The sequence below is a fragment of the Pedobacter sp. Leaf216 genome (assembly GCF_001421515.1).
Taxonomy (GTDB): Bacteria; Bacteroidota; Bacteroidia; order Sphingobacteriales; family Sphingobacteriaceae; genus Pedobacter.
Genome location: NZ_LMKM01000036.1, coordinates 90,629 through 106,619 on the forward strand (window position 1 = coordinate 90,629; position 15,991 = coordinate 106,619).

At 37.5% G+C, this 15,991-nt stretch carries 14 protein-coding genes; 9 read left to right on the plus strand and 5 right to left on the minus strand.

The genetic code is table 11. The features are described from left to right. The first annotated feature begins 61 nt into the window (after positions 1-61). Positions 62-1,066, plus strand: a complete 1,005-nt coding sequence (locus ASE74_RS22110) for a DUF3078 domain-containing protein (RefSeq protein WP_055914203.1) — start codon at positions 62-64, stop codon at positions 1,064-1,066. 5 nt (positions 1,067-1,071) lie between these two features. On the opposite strand, the gene ASE74_RS22115 is transcribed toward ASE74_RS22110, so the two are convergent. After that, complete coding sequence (locus ASE74_RS22115) at positions 1,072-1,806, minus strand: hypothetical protein (protein WP_157255505.1); 735 nt, start codon at positions 1,804-1,806, stop codon at positions 1,072-1,074. Between the two features lie 93 nt (positions 1,807-1,899). Between ASE74_RS22115 and ASE74_RS22120 the strand changes: the two genes are divergently transcribed. Beyond that, positions 1,900-2,889 carry a helix-turn-helix domain-containing protein gene (locus tag ASE74_RS22120; RefSeq protein ID WP_055914208.1) on the plus strand — a complete coding sequence of 330 codons (990 nt, stop codon included), beginning with the start codon at positions 1,900-1,902 and terminating at the stop codon, positions 2,887-2,889. Positions 2,890-3,002: 113 nt separating this feature from the next. Here the strand turns inward: ASE74_RS22120 and ASE74_RS22125 are convergent, their stop codons facing one another. After that, on the minus strand, positions 3,003-5,423 hold the full coding sequence (locus tag ASE74_RS22125) for a DUF5916 domain-containing protein (protein WP_055914211.1): 2,421 nt from the start codon (positions 5,421-5,423) through the stop codon (positions 3,003-3,005). A gap of 193 nt (positions 5,424-5,616) precedes the next feature. Between ASE74_RS22125 and ffh the strand changes: the two genes are divergently transcribed. The 5 genes from ffh (at position 5,617) to ASE74_RS22150 (ending at position 10,770) form a co-directional block, all read left to right on the plus strand. Continuing rightward, positions 5,617-6,954, plus strand: coding sequence for a signal recognition particle protein (gene ffh / locus ASE74_RS22130; protein ID WP_055914213.1), 1,338 nt, complete (start codon positions 5,617-5,619; stop codon positions 6,952-6,954). 267 nt (positions 6,955-7,221) lie between these two features. After that, positions 7,222-8,760, plus strand: a complete 1,539-nt coding sequence (locus ASE74_RS22135; RefSeq protein WP_055914217.1) for a YifB family Mg chelatase-like AAA ATPase — start codon at positions 7,222-7,224, stop codon at positions 8,758-8,760. A gap of 75 nt (positions 8,761-8,835) precedes the next feature. After that, positions 8,836-9,507, plus strand: coding sequence for a hypothetical protein (locus ASE74_RS22140; RefSeq protein WP_055914220.1), 672 nt, complete (start codon positions 8,836-8,838; stop codon positions 9,505-9,507). Between the two features lie 17 nt (positions 9,508-9,524). Next, on the plus strand, positions 9,525-10,127 hold the full coding sequence (locus tag ASE74_RS22145; protein WP_055914223.1) for a hypothetical protein: 603 nt from the start codon (positions 9,525-9,527) through the stop codon (positions 10,125-10,127). 268 nt (positions 10,128-10,395) lie between these two features. After that, the gene (locus tag ASE74_RS22150) at positions 10,396-10,770 is read left to right on the plus strand and encodes a hypothetical protein (protein WP_055914447.1); all 375 of its coding nucleotides are present in this window, start codon (positions 10,396-10,398) and stop codon (positions 10,768-10,770) included. A gap of 52 nt (positions 10,771-10,822) precedes the next feature. Here ASE74_RS22150 and ASE74_RS22155 read toward each other — a convergent pair whose 3' ends face one another. Then, entirely contained in the window at positions 10,823-11,077 is a 255-nt protein-coding gene (locus ASE74_RS22155; RefSeq protein ID WP_055914227.1) for a hypothetical protein, read from the minus strand. Positions 11,078-11,176: 99 nt separating this feature from the next. Here ASE74_RS22155 and ASE74_RS22160 point away from each other — a divergent pair, with 99 nt between their 5' ends. Then, positions 11,177-11,527 (plus strand): hypothetical protein, encoded by a 351-nt coding sequence (locus tag ASE74_RS22160; RefSeq protein ID WP_055914230.1) that lies wholly within the window; start codon positions 11,177-11,179, stop codon positions 11,525-11,527. Between the two features lie 82 nt (positions 11,528-11,609). After that, entirely contained in the window at positions 11,610-12,992 is a 1,383-nt protein-coding gene (locus ASE74_RS22165) for an MBL fold metallo-hydrolase RNA specificity domain-containing protein (RefSeq protein ID WP_055914233.1), read from the plus strand. A 496-nt stretch (positions 12,993-13,488) separates the two neighbouring features. Here ASE74_RS22165 and ASE74_RS22170 read toward each other — a convergent pair whose 3' ends face one another. Together ASE74_RS22170 and proB are read right to left on the minus strand one after the other, a co-directional pair. Beyond that, the gene (locus ASE74_RS22170; protein WP_055914236.1) at positions 13,489-14,736 is read right to left on the minus strand and encodes a glutamate-5-semialdehyde dehydrogenase; all 1,248 of its coding nucleotides are present in this window, start codon (positions 14,734-14,736) and stop codon (positions 13,489-13,491) included. Between the two features lie 93 nt (positions 14,737-14,829). After that, positions 14,830-15,909: a glutamate 5-kinase gene (gene proB, locus ASE74_RS22175; RefSeq protein WP_055914239.1), complete on the minus strand. Its 1,080-nt coding sequence runs from the start codon at positions 15,907-15,909 to the stop codon at positions 14,830-14,832. Positions 15,910-15,991 lie beyond the last annotated feature (82 nt).

Genomic DNA, 15,991 nt, shown 5'->3' on the forward strand with positions numbered 1-15,991 from the left:
TCCGACAATCATTTTGTTAAATGCTTTTTATCTCTAAAATTTTTCTTTTTCTTTGTAGGTAATGAAGAACTGTTTAGCTGCCATCATCCTGACTCTAAGTTTCTGCTCTACAAAATTATATGCACAGGAAATTGATACCATCCCGATCAATACAAAAGACCTGAACATTAAATTAAAACGCAGTCCGCTGCCAAGCAGACAAGGGCCGTTAAATTTTGAGCCTGTAAAAATTAAGCCTTTGGTTGTAAACGCCAAAATTAATTACTGGAAAACCAGAACCAATATAGGCATCAACGTTAACCAGGCGCAGTTTAGCAATAACTGGAAGGGCGGGGGTACCAACTCTGTTGCCGTTGGTGGCTTAGTGAACTGGAAAGCTGAATACAATAAAAACAGCTATAGCTATGTAAGTGAACTTGTTTTACAGTACGGTAAAATAAAAAACAAAGATCAACTGCAAAAGAAAACCAACGACCGTATTTTTTGGGATAATAAAGCCTCTTTTCAATTGTCTAAAAGCTGGTTCTTTTTCGGCTCGGTAAGTTTTGAATCTCAGTTTGATAAAGGTTTCAGGTATTACAGAGATGGCAATGGAGACGAGCAGCAGGTGCTGATCTCGAAATTTATGGCACCAGGTTATTTAACCGAATCGATAGGTTTTGAGTATAAACCGGTTAAATATTTCTCTACCAGGATTGGTACAGGTACAGCCAGACAAACTTTTGTACTTGATACAGCGGTTTACGACAATAAAAACGAAGTTTACGCGGTAGAAAAAGGAAAAAACTTTAAAAATGAACTGGCTTTCCAGGTTGTAAGTGCTTTTGATAAAGATATTTTCACCAACACCAATCTAAAAGCGAGATATGCCATGTTTATTCCTTATAAAGATTTTAAAGCGAGTAAAATAGATCATAGATTGGACATTGCTTTAACAGCAAAAATTAACCGTTTTATGAATACGAGCCTAACCGGTGTATTATTATTTGATGATGATACTGGTACAAATAAAATACAAGCCAACCAAACATTGGCCCTGGGTTTTGGCTTTACTTTCCCGAGGTAGAAATATTATCCCCCGCCAATTTTACCCATTTCCCAATAAGGTGCGGTAATAATCTGCCTAAAGCTTACCCCTTTTTGTTTGAGGTACTTTTTAAATGCTTGTACCGATTTAGCCCGGCCAGTTAAATAAAATGTAGCATTTCGCCACATTTCCCAGCAGATGGGATGCATGTTATCCATCCAGTTGATGGCGTTTTTTGCCGGGGAGTTCACATCAGCGGGCACAGTATCGATCAATAACTTAAGCTGATTTACAGCACTGAGGTTTTCTTCCATAAGCTCCAAAACGCCAAAGTATTCTACATCCTCATGCATTACTTTTTTACCAAACGATTCATACAAACCAAGGCTGGTTTCATCACCAAAAAAGAAGTGTTGGTTCGCCTCTTCATCGTATTTTACCTTTGCTCCATCAGCAATAAGTTTCAACTGATCTCCTTTTTTAATGTTAACTGCTAAACTATGTCCTGGCCCCTGTTTGTTAAGGTAAAAAATCACCTCGCAGGTTTCATTTGCTTCATCAAAGCCCGAAAGCGTATAATGCCTGTATTCGTTTGCATTTACCCTGAATAATACTTCATTGCCGGGCATAAAGTTAGCATCAAAAAAATCGCCTTTAAACGTAACGCACTTTAAGTTGCTGTTTAACATATTAATTCCGACAACTTCTACCTGGTATATTTTATTGCTGATCACTTTTTCCATTGTATTGGCCAGCCAGGATGGTATTTTAGGCATCATGTTTTTTTGTTTAGTAACTTTGCCCAAAAGTAGTTGTCTAATAACAGGATCTTTTTATACCAAAAGGATTAAAATTTATATCAAAAGGATTTTATGGGCCTAAACATTTATGATGGCGAAGAAGGATGTTATGTTGTTGGGAACAAGTTCGATAATTTAGCCCTAAACCAGGCATTGGTAACCGAAAGGAGGGATAAATACAGTTTTCCGTTTGGTGACGCTGAGATTGTGGAAATCGCTTTTTCGGGTATTTACATTGTTTATGGCGATGTAGTGGTAAAAAAAAGCCGTTTGCGGATTAAATCTTTTGATGAACCAGATATGGTAGAGCTCCATTTTTCATTAATGGGCGGCGGTATTATGGAAAACTTCCTTACCAATAAACGCATGGATATTAAATCCAATCAGCATAATATTATCTACAGTCCTGATTTTGATGGAACGGCGGAATTTTCATTAGGTGGGCCGCACAAATTTTTTGAGGTAAATTTCGAAAGATCACGTTTTATCGATTTAACCAGCGAAAGCAGTACTTTATTAAAGAATTTTGCAGAAAATATTACAAATAACCGTCCGGTAGAGATTTCGGCAGAAAACCTTCCGATCAGTTTAGCCATGCACAGTTGTATTAGCGACATTATAAACTGCCATTTTACGGGCGGCTTAAAGCTCTTGTTCCTTCAATCTAAATGTTTAGAGCTTTTGGCCCTACAAGCACAGGCTTTTGAGCTGGCGGCTAAAAAAACAGAAAGTCCAACCATCAAATCGGCCTATGATAAAGAACGCATTTATTATGCAAGAGAATTTTTATTGGCTAACGCAAGCCATCCGCCATCGTTAACCGAGCTTGCTAAAACCGCAGGAATAAATGAGTTTAAACTTAAACATGGTTTTAAAGAAATTTTCAATAATACAGTTTTTGGCTATTTAAGCGATTATAAATTAATGCGTGCAAAAGAACTTTTGGCCGATAACAGTAAAAACATTAAGCATATATCTGAAGAACTGGGTTATTCATCCGTACAACACTTTAGTAATGCTTTTAGTAAAAAATTTGGTGTAAGCCCAGGGAAAGCACGTTAATTAAATCGAAAATCCTTTAACGTAACCGTCACCTGCATTTATTTCAGTGCCTTACGGGCAAGAAAGATGTTGAAATAAATTTAGCACGCCGCCCGTTTATCATAAGCTGTGGCTTAAACCTTTTTCCTTTTTTTCTTTAAATCAAGATAATCTACATAATATAAAACCTTAACAGAAAGGCTGTTATTCTGCGGAGCATTTAAAATCCCGCTCAGGTTTTTATTGTACCGCTGCGTATAGTAAGTATCATAAGTTTCGGCGGCATCCTTATAAGAAACTGAAAGTGTGCTCCCTGGTGCAAACTGCCAGGTATAAATTAAATCAATGTTAAATACATTGTAATTTCTATCGGTACCTGTTAATGCTGGTCCTTTATAATCTGTTAAATTGCCATCTGGCTTAAGTAAATAAAATTCTTTGTTGCGCCTATCGCTCCAATAATGCCTCAACACAACCGTAAAGCCCATTAAATTGGTAAAGGTATATTTCGCATCAAAAGAGTTTTCTACCGTTCTGCGGTCGTATTTAGAAAAAATGGCTTTATCGCCCTGTGCTGTTACCCAGTTTACATAATTGTAGTTTGGATTAAAACTAAGGTCTAAACCAAAGGCAATTTTATCATTTAGCCTCAGGTTCTGGAAAAAGTAAAAATTATATTCCTTACCCTTAAAAAGTTCTTGTTCTTTATAACGGATGTTTCCGCCCAAATTATAGGCTTTGGCACGGTTGGGGTTAATGTATAAAGCAAAGCCATAGCTTTCGGGTGCCTTATATACATGTCCGTTTCTCGATTCGTAGAAATCATTCCTTGCAGCGGTATAAACACCATTTACTTCTGCCGACCATAAGTTTTTGAATTGAACATATGGACCGCCTTCTACAGAAAAAGTTTGATAGCTGCCTGGCATTGCCCTCCGCGAATATAAAACATTAAAATAGCTCAATAACTGATTGTACCAACTACTGGGTTTATAAACATTGTAATGGAAATCAAGCACCTGATCTAAAAAATTGTTATTGGTAAAAAAGCCTAAGTCAGATGGATCGAATTTATCATCGGCATATTGCTGCGAGTAACTCCAGGTAAAATTTCCGCTTTGTTTACCAAACTTTAGGCCATAACTGTATCCGGTAACCGCATCTTTACCTTTTAAATAACTCATTTTACCTGCGCCATTTATAAAGTATTTGTTGCCTTTATTGTTGAGGTTAAACAGTAAAGCGGTTACATTGGCATCGTAAGCCGAACCCTGCCTTAACACATTGGTATTAATAAACGTTGCCGAACTATTGTTTTTTAGCGACTGATCAAAAACCAAAATATTATAATTGGTAAGGGGTTGCGTTTCTACCTCACGAAGATTTCCCTGCGCATCTTCAACTTCCGTTTGCATGCTATTGGTAATGGCATTAAAAATCCCGATACCAAGGCCTTTCGCCGTACGCCCTGAAATTTTTGTGGCATTTAACACTTTAGCTTCCGTTTGATCTTTTACTACCTTATCTCCTCCTACTTCGCTATAATTATAATAAGATGGGATGGAGCCGATCCGCTTGGAATAAAAAAGATCACCTTTGTTAAAAAGTTCGGTTCCTTCGGTAAAAAACTGTCGGTTTTCATTAAATTTTACCTCAAAAGGAGTAAGGTTTAAAATCCTGTTATCTGATTGTACCTGACCAAAATCGGGCACTAATGTCATATCCAGCGTAAAACTGTTATTAATGCCATACTTCACATCCATACCACCGTTAAAGCGCGAAGTTGTATTTTTTATGCCCGGTAAATTAACAGGATAATGATTAACATAGGCCGAAACGTATGGAGAAAATGACAACCTCAATGGCGGTTTTACATCTTTTATTCCCATCCAAAGCCCTTCCTGATTTATAAATCCGTTTACTTTCGGATCAACAAAATTCCAAAAAGTTTGAAGGTTTTGCCGCTGAATCCGCCTGCTAAAATTTAATCCCCAGTTTTGCACATCTTTACCAGAAAAACGCAAAGCCGAATAAGGAATTTTCATTTCACACGTCCATCCTTTATCATCTATTTTAACTGCACTTTCCCAAACAGCATTCCAGTTTGCATCTTCATCACCTACCTGTGAGTATTTAGCATCAAACTGCACGCCCGCAGCGGTAACAAAAAACCCGTTACCGTTCATTTTATCATAAAAAGGATCAACAATAATGGAAATAAAATCGGCGTTACCAATATTATCTCTCGAAACCAGTTCGTGCGAAACACTATCAGGATTATCGTACATGCGTGCATAAACATAAATCGCAACGTCATCATAAATTACCTTCATTTCAGTACGTTTATCCTGAGTTTCAATTTTTCCGGGGTTGGGCTTATTTTCGATAAAATCTGTAGCAATAGGTACATTATTCCAGCATTCATCATCTAAAACACCATCAATTTTAGGAATATGGATTGTTCTTTTAGCATCCAACTGCTTTTGTTTAGCAATATCCTGTGCTTTACAGTAAGTACAAACAAATATTAAAATTGGGAGAATAAAGCGTTTCATGGGTTTAGGTTAGTTGGGTATAAGACTGCGTAAAGAACAAAATGTTGCACGGCCTGATTAAATAATATAGTAAACTAGCTAAAGTTTTGACTTTGAGTTGCGAAGATTTACAAGCAAAATTTAATACATTTGCCTTTTATTAAAAACAAGTAGCTTTTTGCTCATTGGCATTAAGCTTTTAGCTTAAAAAAAGATGTTTGATAATTTACAGGACAAGCTAGACAGAGCATTTAAAGTATTAAAAGGACAAGGCAGCATTACGGAAATCAACGTGGCAGAAACCATGAAAGAAATCCGCAAAGCGTTATTGGATGCCGACGTAAACTATAAAACAGCAAAAGCATTTACGGACGATGTGAGGCAAAAAGCTTTAGGGCAAAATGTGTTAACATCAGTTTCGCCAGGGCAATTGCTTACCAAAATAATGAACGATGAGCTTGCGGCCTTAATGGGTGGCGAGGTTACAGAGTTAGAAACCAAAGCAAACCCTACCATTATATTAATTGCAGGTTTAAACGGTGCGGGTAAAACCACCTTCGCGGGTAAACTGGCGCTGCATTTAAAAGGTAAAGGTAAAAAACCTTTACTGGTTGCCGGCGATATGTACCGCCCTGCGGCTGTAGATCAGTTGGAGGTTTTAGGAACGTCTGTAGGGGTTTCTGTATATGCCAACCGCGAATCAAAAGATCCTGTTGCCATTGCCTTGGAAGGTATTGAGCATGGTAAACAAAATGGAAATAATGTAATCATTATCGATACCGCCGGCCGTTTGGCTATTGACGAGTCGTTGATGAACGAAATATCGGAAGTTAAAGCCCAAACCCATCCACACGAAATTTTGTTTGTAGTGGATTCGATGACGGGACAGGATGCCGTAAATACAGCTAAGATATTTAACGATAGATTAGATTTTACAGGTGTTGTTTTAACCAAGTTAGATGGTGATACCCGCGGTGGTGCAGCACTTTCAATTAAATCGGTAGTAAATAAACCGATTAAATTTATTGGTACCGGCGAGAAAATGGAAGCCCTTGATGTTTTCTATCCAGATCGTATGGCATCGCGTATTTTGGGTATGGGTGATGTGGTTTCACTTGTTGAGCGTGCACAAATGCAGTTCGATGAGAAAGAGGCTGCAGAACTTCAGAAAAAAATCCGCAAGAATAAATTCGATTTCAACGATTTCTACAACCAGATTCAGCAGATCAAGAAAATGGGTAACATGAAAGATTTGATGGGCATGATTCCTGGTGTGGGTAAAATGATGAAGAATGTAGATATACAGGACGATGCTTTTAAATCAATCGAAGCCATTATCAATTCAATGACGCCGTTTGAAAAAGAAAATCCAGACAGCATTCAACAAAGCCGTCGCTTGCGTATTGCAAAAGGATCTGGCAGCAAGGTAGAAGAAGTAACCAAGCTGATTAAACAGTTTGAAGATATGCGTAAAATGATGAAACAGTTTTCGAACCCGGCAGCCGCAGCAGCAATGATGAAAGGTATGCCTAAAATGCCATTTGGCAGATAGTTTAAAAGGTTTAGGGTAGAGAAGTTTAGGGCCTAAGGTCTTATTCTTCGTGAAGATATTAATCCCGATCAGTAATGGTCGGGATTTTTTTTTGCATGAACATCGGTATTTTATATGAAAAAGCTGATTTAGTTTGGTAATTTGAGCAGAAAACGTTGTATTTGGCACTTAACCTAAAAAAATTTGATCCTTAGCTAAACAATCTCTATATTGTGATCAATATTCATCCCGAATAGTTTACATCTCCATTTATTTATTTAGAATTTAATGCTTGTAAAAACATACGGGAGTGCTGTTTATGGTGTAAATGCACTAACCATAACAATCGAAGTGAATATTAGTGCGGGTACCAAATACTACATGGTGGGCCTGCCCGATAATGCAGTTAAAGAAAGTTTGCAAAGGGTGGCCAGCGCAATAAACGTTTCTGGCTTTCGCATGCCCAAACAGAAAATTGTAGTCAACTTAGCTCCGGCCGATATCAAAAAAGAAGGTTCATCATACGATCTGCCAATCGCTATTGGCATTTTAGCAGCGTCAGGGCAAATTCCTGCTGATGAATTGGAGAATTATTTTATTATGGGAGAGCTATCATTAGATGGAAGCATTCAGCCCATAAAAGGTGCCTTACCAATTGCTATACAAGCCCAACAGGATGGATTTGATGGTTTTATCCTGCCCAAACAAAATGTTCGTGAAGCTGGCATTGTGAACGATTTAATTGCTTACGGTGTAGAAAACCTTGCGCAGGTAGTAGGTTTTTTTAATAAAACAGAACAGCTGGAACAAGTAAAGGTTAATACCAAAGAGGAGTTTTTAAAAAATATCAATAATTACGAACATGATTTTGCTGATGTTAAAGGGCAGGAAAATATAAAACGAGCGTTGGAAATTGCCGCTGCAGGTGGCCATAATGTAATTTTGATTGGTCCGCCGGGTGCCGGTAAAACCATGTTAGCCAAACGCTTACCTACAATTTTACCCCCGTTAAATTTAACAGAAGCGTTGGAAACAACAAAAATTCACTCCGTTGCCGGAAAACTTTCGGCAGCTGATGCTTTAATGACTATCCGCCCATACCGTTCGCCCCATCACACCATTAGCGATGTAGCTTTAGTTGGTGGAGGAATAAATCCACAGCCTGGAGAAATATCACTTGCACATAACGGTGTATTATTTTTAGATGAACTTCCGGAATTTAAACGAAGCGTTTTAGAAGTGATGAGGCAACCTTTGGAAGACCGCAAAGTTGCCATTGCCAGAGCACGGTTTTCAGTAGAATACCCGGCAAGCTTTATGTTGGTAGCCTCGATGAACCCCTGTCCGTGCGGGTTTTATAACCATCCGGAAAAGGATTGTGTTTGTGCCCCCGGCGTAGTGCAAAAATACCTGAGTAAAATATCTGGGCCACTTTTAGATCGGATTGATCTTCATGTTGAGGTTACGCCAGTTAATTTTAACGAATTGGCTTCCGCCCAAAGTGCAGAAAAAAGTGATTGTATCCGCGACCGCGTAATTAAAGCGAGAGAAATTCAGGACCTACGCTTTGCTAACCAGGAGGATTTGCATTATAACGCACAAATGAGCCCTAAAATGGTGCGCAAAGTATGCCAGATTAGTAACGAGGACACTACTTTATTAAAAACCGCTATGGAACGACTGGGCTTATCGGCCCGTGCCTACGACAGAATTTTAAAAGTTGCGCGAACCATTGCCGACTTGGCTGGAAGCGAGCACGTTGAACTCGAACACCTTGCAGAATCAATTAATTACCGGAGTTTAGATAGAGATGGCTGGGCGGGATAAAATGTTGTTAAGAAAGCGTTTAATTTATTTGTTATCTTGATAAACATTAAGTTTATTGGCGTGCAAATATCCCCTATGAAAAAATTGCCTTTTATATTTTTAAGCTTAATCATCATTTCCCTAAAAAGCAACAGTCAAACATTGCCGGATTTTTTTCCACCCAAAAACTACAAAATGGTTACCCAAACCAAAGGCGACTTAGATAAAGATGGCATTGAAGAATTGGTAATTGTTTTTGATACTGACAAAGCGGATGGAGAAAATGGATTTAAAAGAATGTTATACATCTGCAAACAAATAAATGGTAAAAACAAACTTTGGAAAAGCAATAGCAGCATTTTAAAAAGCAGTAAAGATTGTGGCTTCTGTATTGATGCAGGGGTAAATCTCTCGGTAAAAATCAAAAATAATACACTAATAACCGAACAAAGCTTTAACCACAACAGCAGGCATTATAGTACTTGGAAAAATGTTTATCGCTATCAAAATGCCGATTGGTTTCTGATCGGCTCTACCTATGATGATTACGATACCTGTGATTTTGATTACAAATACGACATTAATTTCTCTACCAAACAAGTGAGTGTCGCCTATACCTATGGCGATTGCGATGACGGAACAAAGATCCCAAAAGATAGTTTTTATAATTTCAAATACCCTTTTAAAGCACTTCCAAAAATGGATGGTTTTATCCCTGGCCAAATTGAATTAAAAATCCCCGCCAACGGCAAATATTTCTATTATTAACGCTCACCATACCTTCCATGAGAAAGATCTTTTGTTTATGCCTTATATTCATCACCAGCCATTCATTTGCCCAAAAAATATTCAATCAGTCAAATGCAAAAGGAAGCTGGCAATACGTTTATCCTTTTAAAAATACAAGTTATGTGCTGGCTTTACAATGCCTTACTACTGAAAAAGAACCGTTTTCAGAATTGTGCAACACAATACTGTACTTTGGTAAAACCGGAGTAAAAACCGACAAAATATTTTGGAAAAAAAATATTGAAATGCGCCACATAGCCGATAACCTTAAATATGAGGATTTTAACAATGATGGGGTTAAGGATTTATTAATTTTTGAAGATACCGGAGCAAGGGGAGGAAACTCTTTTTATAACCTTTATTTAATTAATCGTAAAAAATATACTTTAACTAAAGTTAAAAATTTTGATAAAATTGTTAACCCAAGCTATGATAAAAAGCATGGCGTAATTATAAGTTACGGTTTTACAGGAACCAATTATTATCAGTTGTACCGCCTTGATAAAAATTATAAACCATACAAAACCGGCGATTCTTTTGATGACAAAGAAAATCTAGACCTCGATAAAAAAATAACTGCAATTTTAAACAAAAAATAATTTTTGTCTACTTTATTCAATTAAACTGAACAGTTTTATTATCCAAAAACGATAACCATACATTTCAGGTAGACCTTTAAAAGATTTTCGTCTTTTGCTTTTTAAGCGACTAATCAACGCCTTGTATTACAGATGCTTACAAGTGAAAATAATTTTCTACTATCATGTCTTCTCTCCTTATTTACCCTTCCATCAAAACGGTTTGGCATAGTGATTGTCTTTAGGCAGTTACATTTATTACCTATATAAAATAAAAAAAGTGAAAGAGATGAAAAAGACAATCCAAATTTTCAGCATGCTATTAATAGCATTAACAGTAATGGTATCATGTAAAAAAGATACCGATCCGGCCGACAAAGATTTCTTTGTGGGTACCTATAAAGGAACAGTTTCTTATAGAAACGGTCAAACAACAATTAACAGCAGCGATGGCAAAGTAACTGTGAGTAAAGTTGGCGAAACTTATAACTTTTACTTTGGTAACAACATTCCTGATATTACAGGTGTAAAGTTTGAAAAGAAAAGCGATAACAATTATGTGAGCATAGGCTCAGGTTTAACTGGTATTAGTATTGATGCAAGTAATCTTAATATTTTAGTATCAAAAGATGGGCAAACATGGACAGCCAATTGCAACAGGTAAAAACATTGTAAAGCAAAAGGCCCGATTTTAAAATCGGGCCTTTTTTTTGTGACTATAACTCTTCTATATCCTCATCATCTTCTTCAGGCACGTACTTTTCAATGGCCTGGCCGATGGCATTAACTTCTTCATCTTCTTCAAAAATTGGCAATTCGGTTTTATAATCCATTTTTAGCCAAATTGAAGAGGTATCTTTTTGAATCTGAATATATTCCTTACCATCTTTAAAAATGGTGTAAGAATCATTTCCTTCAGGGAAAACTGAATAGTTTATTGGTCCGATTACGATATCAAAAGGCTCTTGCATGCTGAATGTTTTTTTACAAAGATAAAAAATCTTTTCGTTGACTTTGAGCTTGACCGGATATATCATACATTCTTATCTTTATAGGATCAATTGATAAAGATGGATTTTTCAAAAGCAGATAACAAGGTTGCCCGAAAATTATTTGAGGTAGCTTTACAAAGAGAATTAATAAAAGGCATGCACGAATTCGCTGAAGTTTTGGATCAATGGAAAACGCAACAGCCTGTAGACAATAGGGATGATTACTATAAGATATTTACTACAGTAAAGGATTTTGACAAACATATCGCCAGAAGATATGACGGTCTCAAAAATTCCTGGTTTTTTGATACGGTCATTGCTATGCTTTTAGACAAAACAATCACACAAGCTGATTTAGAACATTTTTCAGAAGAAGCCAAAACTGAAATCTTAAGGATTCTAAAATTCAGGGAAAACGACAGACTATAATTAAAAAATTACGCCTGATTGTTTAAAAATCCCATCAATTATACTACTTTACGGCTAAAGAATTTACTGTACAGATAAGAAGATGAAGTTAACGTTTTGGGGCGCAGCACAACAAGTAACAGGCAGTATGCACTTGCTGGAGGCTGGCCATTATAAAATACTGATAGATTGTGGGTTAGATTACGAGAAAGAAACCTACCAGGAAGAAAACCAACAGTTTCCATTCGATCCGGCAAGTATAAACCTGGTTATTTTAACCCACGCCCATATTGATCACTCCGGCAATTTACCTACGTTGGTGCGCCTGGGTTTTGATGGACAAGTACTTTGTACACCACCAACAGCCGATTTAACTTCAATATTATTATTCGATTCTGTGGAACTTTTTTTAAGAAAGGCAGGTCGAAAACCCAGAACCAAACGAGGCAATTTTAGTGGCCCAAAACCCTTGTATCTGCACAAACATGTGATGGATACGATTGATCGTTTTGTAACTATTGCTTTTAATAAGCCTTTTAAAATAAACGGCGATATTAGTTTAACTTTTGTTCCTGTTGGGCATTTATTAGGCGCAGCTGCCGCTGTTTTAACTATAAATGACCATGGTGAGGAAAAGAAAATTGCTTTTACCGGTGATATTGGAAGAGATAATTATCCGGTTTTAGTTAATCCCGAACCATTGCCCGAAGTTGATTACCTGGTAAGTGAAGCAACCTACGGCGGAAGAATGCATACTAAAGATCAAACTTTGGAAGAAAGATTGGTACAGGAAATTACCGAAGCTTGTATAAAAAGCCCCGGTAGATTGATTATTCCTGCATTCAGTATTGGTAGAACACAATCTTTGGTATTTGCTTTAAATCAAATTTTCACCAAAAAACTGTTGCCGCCAGTTCAAATCTTTGTAGATAGTCCTATGGCTATTCAAGCTACAGAGGTTTACCGTAAACACCATAACCTGGTAAACCAGGAGGCTAAGGATTTTTACCAAACCATGGGTGATGAATTTGAATTTGAGCATTTGGCTTATGTTCACACCATGAAAGAGAGTAAAGATGTTTCCAATTATTTTGATCCATGCATCATCATTTCATCAGCAGGTATGTTAGAAGGTGGCCGGATTCAGGATCACCTGTATTACAACATTCAAAATTATTACTGCACCATTCTGTTTATTGGTTATTGCGCAAAAGGAACACTTGGCTATAAATTATTAAGCGGCGCACCAATTGTTCGGATTAAAGACCGCGAAATGATGGTTTATGCTACAATACGCCAAACGGATTTGCTTAGCGGGCATGGCGACCATAACGATTTAATTAAAACAATAAAACAAACGGGGCAACCCAAAAAAGTATTCTTGGTTCATGGTGAAGATAAGAGCCTGCAAAGCTTATCATCGGCATTACAGGAAGATGGTTTTAATGTTGCAGTTCCCGAAAGAGGAGAAGTATTTGAATTGTAGCGAATTGCGTATGGGCTCGTTCATGGTTTTTTGGTTGATAGTCCATGGTTTTTTGGCTCATAGCTGATGGTTTGGCGGCCATTGACCATAATCTAGTAACCATTTGTCTTTTAATTGGTTTACCATGGTTTTCGGCCCATAGCTGATGGTCTGCGCGGCTATTAACCATTGTGATTAGACTGGACGATAGTTCATGGTTTTTTGGCTCATAGCTAATGGTTTGGCGGCCATTGAAAATAATCTAGTTACCATTTGTCTTTTAATTGGTTTACCATGGTTTTCGGCTCATAGCTGAGTGCTCCGCGGCCATTGACCATTGTGAATCAGGCTGACGATAGTTCATGGTTTTTTGGCTCATAGCTGATCCCTCCCAGGCTATCGACCATAATCAATTAACCATTATCTTCTGATTGGTTTGTAAAGCGTTTTGGCTGATCGCTCCGCGGCCATTGACCATAATCTATTAACCATCGTGCTTTTTTTGTAATGAAAATGATTAACCCCTTACTTGGCCGGTTCCCCTCACCACCCATTTGTAGCTGGTTAATTCTTCAAGTCCCATTGGGCCACGGGCATGAAGTTTTTGCGTACTGATCCCAATTTCGGCCCCCAGGCCAAACTGTGCTCCATCTGTAAACCCGGTAGAAGCATTGGCATACACCGCAGCGGCATCTACTTCATTTAAAAATTGAGCAATATTAGTAGCATCTTCTGATATAATTGCTTCACTGTGTTTCGAGCTGTATTTTGCAATGTGGTTTAATGCATCATTTAAATCTTCAACTATTTTTACGGCAAGCTTTAACGACAAAAACTCTGTGCCGAAATGATCCGGCGCAGCATGATTTAACAATTCTGCAGGATAAGTAGCTTTTAATGCATCATAACTTCTTTCATCTGCATAAAGCTCAACATTTCCATCAGCCAACGGCGATAAAAGTGCAGATAAATCGTTCAACCTGTTCTGGTTGATCAGCACACAATCAAGCGAATTACAAACACTTACCCTCCTGGTTTTTGCGTTAAAAATAATTGCTTTTCCTTTTTCCAAATCTCCAGATTCATCAAAATAAGTGTGAACAATCCCTGCTCCGGTTTCTATGACAGGAATTTTGCTGTTTTCGCGAACATAAGTAATTAAAGATTGACTTCCTCTTGGAATCAGCACATCAACAAAACCTCTTGCATTCAATAAAGCTTCAGTAGCTGCCCTTTCTGCAGGCAATAGTGTTAATACATCACGATTAATTTTATGTTTATCCAATACTTCGTGGATCACTTTTGCAATCGCCAGATTTGAAAATTCTGCATCGCTTCCACCTTTAAGTACAGCCACGTTTCCTGTTTTAAAACAGAGTGAAAATACATCGGCAGTAACATTTGGGCGGGCTTCGTAAATTACACCTACAACACCTAATGGCACACTAACTTTCTGAATATGAAGTTGATTTTCAAGCGTTTTATCTGAAAGAATTTTACCTAAAGGACTGTTTAAGCCTGCAACATTTATAAGATCGTTCGCAATATCAGCAATGCGCGCTGCACTTAACTTTAGCCTGTCGTATTTTGGATCTTCGATGGGCATTTTTGCTAAATCTCTTACATTTTCAGTAAGAATTGATGCTGTATTGGCTACCAAAGCCTCAGCCAGATCTGTTAGAACAGCATTTGTCGTTTCTTTACCAACGCCAACCAAGGTACGACTTGCTTGTTTTGCTTTTTCGAAGTATTGTTTGTAATCCATTGTTTTGTTTTAATTAGAGGTTCGTCATGCTGAATTTATTTCAGCATCTATTAATAAGATCCTGAAACGAGTTCAGGATGACGAATGAGCCTGCTAAATAGCCGAATAAAAATAATCGTAATGCACCAGCGCTTTCTGTTTCTTTTGTCCAATGCGTTCCCTGGCTTTATCCGAACCATATTCTGCGATGCCCAATCCGATCAGGTTATTTTTTTCATCCACAATTTTAATAATATCGCCCTTTAAAAAATCTGTTTGTATTTCGATAATCCCCACGGGCAATAAACTGGTGGCTTTTCCTGAGGTTAGTACGGTTTTTGCACCATCGTTTAATTTCACAACACCAGTTGCAGCTGTTTCCGAATGAGCAATCCATTTTTTCTTGCCTGATTTACTTTTTTCGGGTACAAAACGAGTGTGCACCAATTCATTATTTAATAATTCCGTAAGCACATCGTTTTTAGTTCCATTGGCAATATGAACCGTTATGCCAAGTTTCGCCACTTTTTGTGCCATGGTAGATTTAGTAATCATGCCCCCACGCCCAAATTGCGATTTACCTGTTTGTATAAAAGATGCCAAATTAGCAACCGAGCCATTAATTTCTTCAATAACAGCCGATCCTTCAATTTTTGGGTCGCCATTATAAATTCCATTCACATTAGATAAGATAATCAGCGCGTCAGCATTTAACATCGAAGCAATTAATCCGGCAAGCTCATCATTATCAGTAAACATCAACTCGGTAACAGATACCACATCGTTTTCATTTACAACAGGAATTACCTCATTTTGAAGCAAAATCTGCAAACAGTTTTTCATGTTTAAATAATGTGCCCGGTCGCGAAAATCTTCTTTGGTAACCAAAACCTGCGCACACTGAATATCATGGGTGGCAAAAAAATTAGCATAGGTATTAATTAATTTCACCTGGCCAATTGCAGCCAATAACTGTCGGGTAGTTACCGCATCTTGCTTTTCAGAAACCTTAATCAGGCTTCTACCAGATGCTACTGCCCCCGAAGAAACAAGAATAACTTCAATACCTTGTTTTTTAATATCTGCCAATTGGTTTACAAGGTGTTTAATCCTTGCTTCATCGGGCAAACCATTCGCTTGTGTAATTACATTTGAACCAACTTTAACAACTATTTTTTTGTAGCCTAATTTCATCCTTCTTTTCAAGCATTTTGATTTGGCAATTTAACATCAATTTTTCTATTTCGGATAATTATCTATAGGCTTTATGGATTTT

What these genes read in the sequence shown, in the direction of transcription:
- ASE74_RS22150 (WP_055914447.1), top strand. Translation starts at nt 10,396, where the DNA reads ATGAAAAAGACAATCCAAATTTTCAGCATGCTATTAATAGCATTAACA.
- ASE74_RS22120 (WP_055914208.1), top strand. Translation starts at nt 1,900, where the DNA reads ATGGGCCTAAACATTTATGATGGCGAAGAAGGATGTTATGTTGTTGGG.
- ASE74_RS22125 (WP_055914211.1), bottom strand. Translation starts at nt 5,423, where the DNA reads ATGAAACGCTTTATTCTCCCAATTTTAATATTTGTTTGTACTTACTGT.
- ASE74_RS22160 (WP_055914230.1), top strand. Translation starts at nt 11,177, where the DNA reads ATGGATTTTTCAAAAGCAGATAACAAGGTTGCCCGAAAATTATTTGAG.
- ffh (WP_055914213.1), top strand. Translation starts at nt 5,617, where the DNA reads ATGTTTGATAATTTACAGGACAAGCTAGACAGAGCATTTAAAGTATTA.
- ASE74_RS22165 (WP_055914233.1), top strand. Translation starts at nt 11,610, where the DNA reads ATGAAGTTAACGTTTTGGGGCGCAGCACAACAAGTAACAGGCAGTATG.
- ASE74_RS22170 (WP_055914236.1), bottom strand. Translation starts at nt 14,736, where the DNA reads ATGGATTACAAACAATACTTCGAAAAAGCAAAACAAGCAAGTCGTACC.
- ASE74_RS22140 (WP_055914220.1), top strand. Translation starts at nt 8,836, where the DNA reads ATGAAAAAATTGCCTTTTATATTTTTAAGCTTAATCATCATTTCCCTA.
- ASE74_RS22155 (WP_055914227.1), bottom strand. Translation starts at nt 11,077, where the DNA reads ATGCAAGAGCCTTTTGATATCGTAATCGGACCAATAAACTATTCAGTT.
- ASE74_RS22135 (WP_055914217.1), top strand. Translation starts at nt 7,222, where the DNA reads ATGCTTGTAAAAACATACGGGAGTGCTGTTTATGGTGTAAATGCACTA.
- ASE74_RS22145 (WP_055914223.1), top strand. Translation starts at nt 9,525, where the DNA reads ATGAGAAAGATCTTTTGTTTATGCCTTATATTCATCACCAGCCATTCA.
- proB (WP_055914239.1), bottom strand. Translation starts at nt 15,909, where the DNA reads ATGAAATTAGGCTACAAAAAAATAGTTGTTAAAGTTGGTTCAAATGTA.
- ASE74_RS22110 (WP_055914203.1), top strand. Translation starts at nt 62, where the DNA reads ATGAAGAACTGTTTAGCTGCCATCATCCTGACTCTAAGTTTCTGCTCT.
- ASE74_RS22115 (WP_157255505.1), bottom strand. Translation starts at nt 1,806, where the DNA reads ATGATGCCTAAAATACCATCCTGGCTGGCCAATACAATGGAAAAAGTG.